8 protein-coding genes and 1 riboswitch are annotated in these 8,596 nt (G+C 39.3%); of the genes, 1 reads left to right on the forward strand and 7 read right to left on the reverse strand.

The genetic code is table 11. The annotated features are described in order from the left end of the window. Positions 1–302: 302 nt before the first annotated feature. The 7 genes from cobJ to CUN59_RS15790 form a co-directional block, all read right to left on the reverse strand. Positions 303–2,033, reverse strand: coding sequence for a precorrin-3B C(17)-methyltransferase (gene cobJ, locus CUN59_RS15760; RefSeq protein ID WP_104388737.1), 1,731 nt, complete (start codon positions 2,031–2,033; stop codon positions 303–305). 25 nt (positions 2,034–2,058) lie between these two features. Beyond that, positions 2,059–2,649, reverse strand: a complete 591-nt coding sequence (locus CUN59_RS15765) for a transposase (protein WP_104388738.1) — start codon at positions 2,647–2,649, stop codon at positions 2,059–2,061. Positions 2,650–3,329: 680 nt separating this feature from the next. Then, positions 3,330–4,037 (reverse strand): precorrin-2 C(20)-methyltransferase, encoded by a 708-nt coding sequence (locus CUN59_RS15770; RefSeq protein ID WP_104388739.1) that lies wholly within the window; start codon positions 4,035–4,037, stop codon positions 3,330–3,332. Then, positions 4,037–4,663 carry a precorrin-8X methylmutase gene (locus CUN59_RS15775; protein ID WP_104388740.1) on the reverse strand — a complete coding sequence of 209 codons (627 nt, stop codon included), beginning with the start codon at positions 4,661–4,663 and terminating at the stop codon, positions 4,037–4,039. Before CUN59_RS15775 ends, CUN59_RS15770 begins: the two co-directional genes overlap by 1 nt. Beyond that, positions 4,656–6,092, reverse strand: coding sequence for a precorrin-3B synthase (cobG, locus tag CUN59_RS15780; RefSeq protein WP_243406966.1), 1,437 nt, complete (start codon positions 6,090–6,092; stop codon positions 4,656–4,658). The genes CUN59_RS15775 and cobG overlap by 8 nt, the downstream gene beginning before the upstream one ends. Further along, positions 6,087–6,273, reverse strand: a riboswitch (adenosylcobalamin (AdoCbl) riboswitch). (Overlaps the previous gene by 6 nt.) 159 nt (positions 6,274–6,432) lie before the next feature. Further along, positions 6,433–6,657: a type II toxin-antitoxin system HicA family toxin gene (locus CUN59_RS15785; protein ID WP_104388741.1), complete on the reverse strand. Its 225-nt coding sequence runs from the start codon at positions 6,655–6,657 to the stop codon at positions 6,433–6,435. Beyond that, positions 6,654–6,869, reverse strand: a complete 216-nt coding sequence (locus tag CUN59_RS15790; RefSeq protein WP_104388742.1) for a type II toxin-antitoxin system HicB family antitoxin — start codon at positions 6,867–6,869, stop codon at positions 6,654–6,656. Before CUN59_RS15790 ends, CUN59_RS15785 begins: the two co-directional genes overlap by 4 nt. A gap of 325 nt (positions 6,870–7,194) precedes the next feature. Between CUN59_RS15790 and cbiE the strand changes: the two genes are divergently transcribed. Next, the gene (gene cbiE / locus CUN59_RS15795; protein ID WP_104388743.1) at positions 7,195–8,403 is read left to right on the forward strand and encodes a precorrin-6y C5,15-methyltransferase (decarboxylating) subunit CbiE; all 1,209 of its coding nucleotides are present in this window, start codon (positions 7,195–7,197) and stop codon (positions 8,401–8,403) included. Positions 8,404–8,596: the final 193 nt, after the last annotated feature.

Below are 8,596 nucleotides of genomic sequence, written 5' to 3' on the forward strand. Positions count from 1 at the left end.
ACACTGTACCGAAGGTCAGTATGTGGTAGTTCACTAAAAAGCTTCAAGCTAAACACTAATTTCAATTGATAAGAAATAAAATGTCCGCACAGGCGGACATTTCTAAGGGCTTCTGTCACTTTTATTGGCTACAATCATGTCTGGAACATGATGCTTTTATTGTTGATGATGAAAATCAAAAAATCAAGTCTTTTCCAGATATAAACTAGACATAATCGCATGAATTATATCTTGATATTAGATGGTGTTTATCTCCTAGGGTTGGTTTTAGATCCCCGACTTCTGAAGTCAGGGATCTGTTTTCAAACTTGACCATGATATCTACGAGAAGTATAAACCCAAGCATGATTATCTTGCTGGATTTTACGAGTATGGGAAGAACCAATAATAATTACAGTTCGCATATCTGCTAATGAGGGTTCTAATTCTTCTAGGGTAATAACTGTTACTTTTTCTCCCGGTCGTCCTAAATTCCGTCCCAGAATAACTGGGGTATCAGGTTGACGATATTTTAATAAAATCTCTTTGGCGGTGGCTAGTTGCCATGTACGTTCTTTTGATACAGGGTTATAAAAAGCAATCACAAAATCACTCTCCGCCGCAGACGTGATCCGCTGGGCGATAATTTCCCAAGGTTTGAGGATATCTGAGAGGGAAATTACACAAAAATCATGTCCCAAGGGCGCACCAATATTAGCTGCGGCGGCTTGCATGGCAGAAATACCAGGGGCAACTTGAATATCAATACTTTGCCATTCTGGTTTATGATATTGGTCTAAAACTTCAAAAACCGCCGCCGCCATTGCGTAAATACCGGGATCGCCAGAAGATACAACCGCTACATATTTACCTGCGGCTGCTAACTCTAACGCCTGATATGCCCTTTCTGCCTCAACGCGATTATCTGACTCATGGATATACTTGCCATCTGCGAGAGAACCGATTAAATTTATATATGTTTTATACCCTACTAAATCCGTGGCTGAGGCGAGAATTTCTTGTACTTGCGGTGACATCCATTGAGATGCACCTGGACCCGTACCAATAATCGCTAATTTGCCCTGGGGTTGTCCGATGGTGGCAGGGTTGATAATTTGCGGTGACATGGCAACGGCAAGGGAGGGGGATGGAGAGGAAATAATTTCCCCATTTGCACCTGTAGCCGCCAAGGCTAGGGCGGAAGCAGTGGAAAAGTCATTTCCGGGAAAAAAGCGGGTAGGAACTGCCAAAGCCTGAGCTACAGCGTGAAGTTGGGAATTATTGGCCAAGTGCAAGGGCGCAAATATGCCCGCAATTGCTCCAGGTGCTAAATTAGACGCTGTGAGGATGTGCTGAATTTGGGTAATGGTGTCTGGTTTTGGAGTTGTGAGAGCGTTGTCTTCGGCCAGCAAAGCGATCGCAATTTTCCCAGGATGATAAACTAAACATTTAGAGTCGTAATTACCCAAATTTTCGGTAATTTTAATAATTAACTCGCCATTTTCATCAATAGGTAAATTACTCTCACTTAACCAAGGTGCTATTCCCTCTAACTTCACTCTTGCGCCAGCTAATAAGTCAGCGATAAATTTTTTCCCCTGTTCAGGGTTAGCTAAACGATATCCAGAGGGAGGTGATAACAAAGCCGTATGAAAGCGGATATCTCCTGTGGTAGTAATCGCTGGCTTAGTATTTAGGGCTTCTCCAATTTGACGCGCTAAATCATTTACACCACTCAACCCACCTAAAAGGGGAACAACGGCACTACCATCTTCAGCTACAGCTAAAACTGGTGGTTCTTGTCCTTTATCTGTTAATAAAGGTGCAACTGTTCTAATCATAATCCCCGCCGCACAAATACCAATTATGGGTGTACCCATGGCGAATAATTCCCTTACAGTTTCGCCAAAATTGGTAAATCTGATATCAACATCATGGGTACGATTAACTAAACCATATAGTTTCGCACCGACTACAAAGTTAGTAACTTTTCGCCCCACGATAACGCTATTTTGACTCAATACTATAACCGCCGGGGCTACCCTTTTATTCATAAAAATATTTGCTAATAAATCCAGATTATCGCACAGCTTGTAAATTTTGGGGATTTTCTTGGTCTGTTTGCCAATTTATGGGATTGTTAAGAATATACTGATGAATCTGATTAAATACTTCTGCATTGCGAATAATGTGTTCATAATAATTACGTTGCCAAATCACATTTCCTTTAGCCTGATAAATCTGATTAATTTTGCGACTAGAAACAGATTTATAATTTTGAATTATTGCTGCTAAAGATTGTGATTGTGTGCCATTAATTTTCACAGATTTAATTCCTGTATTATCGAAACATTGGCTGGGTAAATTTTGATTTTCTGAAAAATCTTGCTTAACTTCATTTTCAACTATAATAATAATCCCGTGTAAATGATTAGGCATAATCACAAATTCATCTAACTCTACATTTGCAAAATACCGAGTAATAGATAACCAAGAACTCTTTGCTATTTCCCCAGATATATTCAATTTCATTTCACCATCTACAATTTCACCAAATAAACAATTACGTTGATAAGTACAAATGGTGACAAAATATGCTCCTGTTTGAGTATAGTCATATCCTTTCAATCTGATAGACTGGCGATGATGAAGATGAGGATTATAGGTCATAAATTAAATTTCTATTGACATTCATAAAATGAAAATGATATTAAACGATGTAGGACGTAGGGGCGAAGCATTCGGAGGATAATCTTAGGTATAAACAGATAATTTATTGTGCGAATGCTTCGCCCTTTCCGCAGTTTAAATACATGAATATAATTTATCTGTTTGTGGCATAGTTTTCGATAGGATTTCCGGGTGGGATATAGGACGTAGGGGCGAAGCATTCGGATGATAATCTTAGATATAAACAGATAATTTATTGTGCGAATGCTTCGCCCTTTCCGCAGTTTAAATACATGAATATAATTTATCTGTTTGTGGCATAGTTTTCGATAGGATTTTTGGGTGGGATATAGGACGTAGGGGCGAAGCATTCGGAGGATAATCTTAGGTATAAACAGATAATTTATTGTGCGAATGCTTCGCCCTTTCCGCAGTTTAAATACATGAATACAATTTATCTGTGTGTGGCATAGTTTTCGATAGGATTTTTGGGTGGGATATAGGACGTAGGGGCGAAGCATTCGGAGGATAATCTTAGATATAAACAGATAATTTATTGTGCGAATGCTTCGCCCTTTCTGTAGTTTAAATACATGAATATAATTTATCTGTTTGTGGCATAGTTTTTTTGTGCGAATGCTTCACCCCTACGGGATGGGGTGAGATGGATTTGTTGTGGGTTACAATTTATTTTTGGTAGGAATAACAATCATGGAAAAATAAGGTACTTCCTCCGGGTCAACTTCATCTAGGGGGACTACGCGCTGTTGGGTGGTGGTGGCACGTTCAATATATCTAGCCCGTGAAGCCAGTCCTAATTCATGGAGAAGAGTCCTGATTTTCGTAAAGTGGCGGCCAAGTTTCATAATGGCCGCTGCGTCGGTGGTGAGGAGTTTACTGGTAAGGACTTCTATGGGTAAGGGTGCGGGTAAAACCGTGAGGACATCATTGTAATAGGTGAATGGTAAACCCAAGGACACAGGACAGGCCATGAGGGAAGAGACTCCAGGAACAACTTCCGTTTTGTACTGTTCAGATAAACGAGTGAAAAGATACATAAATGAACCGTAGAAAAACGGATCTCCTTCGCAGATAACCGCCACATCTCGACCTGCTGCTAAATGGTCGGCAATGGGCTGAGTTTCTTGGTCATAGATAGATTTGGCCTTTTCTGGTTCTAAGGCGCGAGGGAGATGAAATTGTACCTCAATTTGATTACCAGGAAGATAGGGGGCGACTATTTTCCGGGCGATACTTTCCCGGTCTACGGCTGATTGATAGGCCACAACTGGGGACGCACGAAGAAGACGCAAGGCTTTTAAAGTAATCAGTTCTGGGTCTCCTGGTCCGACCCCAATTCCATAAAGACGACCTCCAGACTTAGCCATTATTCTTCCTCACTGGCTAGGGCGTTAACAGCAGCAGCAGCGATCGCACTTCCGCCCCTTCTACCATGCAAAGTTAAAAATGGTACATCTCGGCTATCTGCGGCTAAAGCGACTTTTGACTCTACTGCACCCACAAAACCCACGGGAAAACCTAAGATTAAGGCAGGTTTAGGTACTCCCTCATCCAGCATTTCTAATAGTCTAAATAGGGCTGTGGGTGCATTGCCAATAGCCACTATTGCCCCTTCTATATGAAAACGCCATAATTCTAGGGCAGATGCGGATCTTGTATTTCTTAATCTTTTGGCTAACTGTGGTACTTCCGGGTCATTGAGAGTGCAAAGCACCTTGTTATTTTTCGGTAATCTTTTTCTGGTTACTCCCTGGGCTACCATGTGAGAATCGCACAAAATAGGTGCTTTATCCATCAGGGCTTTTTTCCCGGCTTCCACTGCTGTGGGTGAATATTGAAAATCTTTGACAATATCCGTCATTCCACAGGCATGAATCATGCGTACTACAACTTTAGCTACGTCTGGAGGTAATCCCTCTAGGTTAGACTCAGCGCGAATAATTTCAAAGGAATTACGATATATTTCGTCACCATCACGGATGTAATCAAACATGGTATTTTTTAGTTTTGCTAAATAATTGGTGTAATTGCTGGCTATGACGAGTAATAAATTGGGTAAAGGTTTCCTCTAAACCGAATCGTTGCTTTTGATACACTGCCAACATTTCTTGAATCAAATTGGGAATTTTCGCTATAGTCACATATTCATAAAGTAAATGACCCAAAACATAAACTTGATAGCCAGGGGTTTCTGTGGTAATACCTAGTAAGGTAATATCAGCTTGAGTGTGTTGAGCACAAGATTTACTGCAACCACTAAAGTGAATATTCACAGGTGAGTCTAGAATCATAAAATGTTCTAGGTGTTTTGCCAAGTTTATAGCATCATCTTTAGTTTCTGTGGCCGACCTAGCACAACCTCGTTTCCCAGAACAAGCTACTAGGAAACTTTTGATGTTAGTTGGTGATGAGTTTAAACCTAAGTCACTGATTTCTTTCTCAACTGGGATAATTTGATGTTTGGGAATATCGGTTAATAGCAAGTTTTGCCAAGGAGTTAACCTGATATTATCATCACCATATCTTTTGGCAATATTCGCTAAACTTCTGATTTGCCAAGTTTCTAATCTGCCTAGAGGTAAGACTATACCCATATAATATAATCCGGGTTGGCGTTGGGAATGAATGCCAATATGGTTTATATCATCTGGAGTTGTAGATGTGTAAAGAGTTTTTTTTGTAATATCAAATATATCCAGGTTGAGATTTTCTTTAACTTGCTGTAGATAGTTTTCAATTGTGATGTTATTGATGATTTCTCGTAAACGTGATTTGGGATGATTGTTAGTATCTATGTGGTTGAGGTAAGTCTGTGCTAATGCTGCTAAGACTTGTATTATCTCTTCTGGTTGTAATAAAATTCCTGTATCTTTCGCTGGTTCTCCTTTTTCTCCATAACTGAGATATAACCGCAAATAGACATTGCTGTTAATTAATTCGGCCGCCAATATAATATCATTAGGTTGATATTTTACGGCAACCTTACCGCCACCATCAAAACAGACGCTAAATTTTGCTGATAATTCACTAAGTTGAGAATGGGAGTGAATGTATTCTTCCCACCCTTTCACCAAGGGACGAGTATCTAGTAATTCCTCTCTATCAATACCCGCCGTGGGACTGGTCATGATGTTGCGGATATGATCTATTTTTGCATTGGTAGAACCTAAACCTAATGCTTGTAAATGGGAAAGGACTTCTATTCTAATGCTTTGTTTAATCTCTCTAATTTGAATATTAGCCCGATTAGTAATATCAATATAGCCTTGACCATAATTATCAGCTATATCTGCGATCGCTGTAAATTGTTGATGATTCATAATTCCCCCCGGTATTCTCAAGCGATAGAGAAAACCATCTTGGGCGGACGTGGTGTAAAATAACCCTGGACAGGCAGTAAATGGAATTTGCAAAAGTATCACCCCTTCTCTGTGTGACGCAGAGACAGAACGTAGTTAACACCCTAGAGTTGGCATTCTGACTTACTCAATTTGAGATTTTGGCTTTTGACAATATCCAAGCATCTCCAATTGCTTTACAGTTGCGGCACAGTCCCGGAATTACACCGAAGTTTCCCAACTCTAAGATTTAGTAGTCTACCATGATATGGTATTTTTGGCTATTAATATGATTTAACTTTGCTTCTTGACAATAATCACAGTCTACCCATCTGCTGCAAGATTATTTTAATAGGATACTTTTGTAAGACTTTTTGGATCAAAATTTCTCCAAATAATGACTCATAAGTTGAATCAGGAACTTTTAAAGTAAGTTCCTAAAATCTTCCCTATCTAATTGACAATCACGAAGTATTTGTGTTAATAATCCAGTCCCAATTGTTTCACCAGAATGTACTGGAACAACTGTTCTTCGTCCATCACTGTGTATAAGGATATGATGACTTCCTCGCACTCTTGCTACTTCAAAACCAGCTTTACCAAGTGCTGCTATGACTTCCTTTCCCGTTAAACTTGGCAATTTGCTCATACTTCAATTGCAATTCTTTGAACACCTACAAATTCCAGAGATTCTATTTGATTTTCATCTATTTCTAAACACAGTTCTATTGCTTCTCGAATACGTTGCATTAGTTCATCTAAAGATTTTGCTTGTGTGTGACAACCAGGGATACTGGGTACAGATGCGACAAAGTAACCATCAGCATCTCGTTCAATAATTACATTAAATTCTCTACTCATTTGGGTATGGCGATTGTGTTGATATAGTTTATTTTAGAGTATTTTGGGGTGGGTTCATTTTTTCATCTAACATCTTTCATAATTGATCCGTTTTTATATTGAGTTTTGTAAGTGCTAGACAAATCCGGATCACAATTTCTCCTTAGAAATAGCTATAACAATTATAACACTAATTTAGTTGATTGTAAAAACAATACACTACGCTCTCTTATTTGCATATTTACGCAAAACAAAACTCTTATTCAACTCAAACCGCTAACTTCATATCCCCTCACGGTAAGCTAATAAAAGCGATATTTCAACAAAACAAACAACCTCACAAATTATGCAAAAATGGTTATCAATTATCGGTATCGGTGAAGATGGTTTAGCAGGGTTAAGTCCCATAGCTGTTTCCTGCTTAAATAAAGCTCAAATTATCTTTGGAGGGGAACGTCATCTTTCCATGTTACCCCCTGCCGACCACCGGGAAAAAATTCCCTGGAAATCACCTTTTCAAACTTCCATAACCGACATTATCAGTCGTCGAGGTCAAGCAGTTTGTATTTTAGCCAGTGGCGACCCTCTATGTTATGGTGTGGGTGCAACTATTCTGAAAGATATTCCTATTTCCGAAATTACAATTATTCCTGCACCATCGGCTTTTAGTCTGGCTTGTTCTCGACTAGGATGGTCTTTAACAGAAGTCGAAACTTTAAGTTTATGTGGTCGTCCGGTGTCCTTACTGCAATCTTATATTTATCCCGGTGCAAAATTATTAATTTTAAGTGAGGGAAAACATACTCCGGCTCATGTGGCGCAAATGTTAATAAATCGCGGTTATGGTAATAGTCAAGTTACCGTTTTAGAAAAAATGGGTAATATTAATGAGAATATTATCACAGACATAGCTAGTAATTGGCAAGAAAAAAATATCGCGGCTTTAAATACTATTGCCGTGGAATGTATTGCAGATAAAGGAATAGTTGGTTTATCGAAATTTCCTGGTTTACCCGATGATATTTTTCATCATGATGGACAATTAACAAAACGGGAAATACGGGCAGTGACATTATCGAGTTTAGCACCTAACCCTGGAGAATTGCTGTGGGATGTGGGGGCTGGTTGTGGTTCTATTTCCATCGAGTGGATGCGAAGTGATAGAAGATGTCGAGCGATCGCTATTGAACAAAATTCCACTAGACTAAATTATATAGCTGATAATGCGGCCGCTTTAGGAACACCAAATTTACAAATTATTGCCGGAAAAAGTATAGAAATAGTTCCCACTTTACCCCCACCAAATGCCATTTTTATTGGTGGGGGTGTCACGACACCAGAAATATTAGAAAGTTGTTGGCATGCTTTACTACCAGGAGGCAGAATGGTAGTTAATGTTGTGACTTTAGACGGTGAACAAAGATTATATCAATGGTATGAAAATGTGGGAGGAAATTTCAGCCGCATTGCTATTCAACGCGCTGAACCTATTGGTAAATTTTTAGGTTGGAAAGCAATGTCTCCCGTAACTCAATGGGTAGGAGTGAAAAATTAGAAACACTAGTACCGCAGGGCGGAAGTCAAAAGTTAAAACGAACACAGTATAGGCTTTTGGGAGATTTATAATTGTTGGTTTATTTACCCCGTGCTGTACTAGGGGTAATTCATGAATTACTCCTAGACTATAGAACTCATCTAAGTAGGTGAACCGAAAAATTTAAAGGTGTGTGAAGAAAAGTAAAATCGCC

It is taken from the genome of Cuspidothrix issatschenkoi CHARLIE-1, from assembly GCF_002934005.1.
Lineage (GTDB): Bacteria > Cyanobacteriota > Cyanobacteriia > Cyanobacteriales > Nostocaceae > Cuspidothrix > Cuspidothrix issatschenkoi.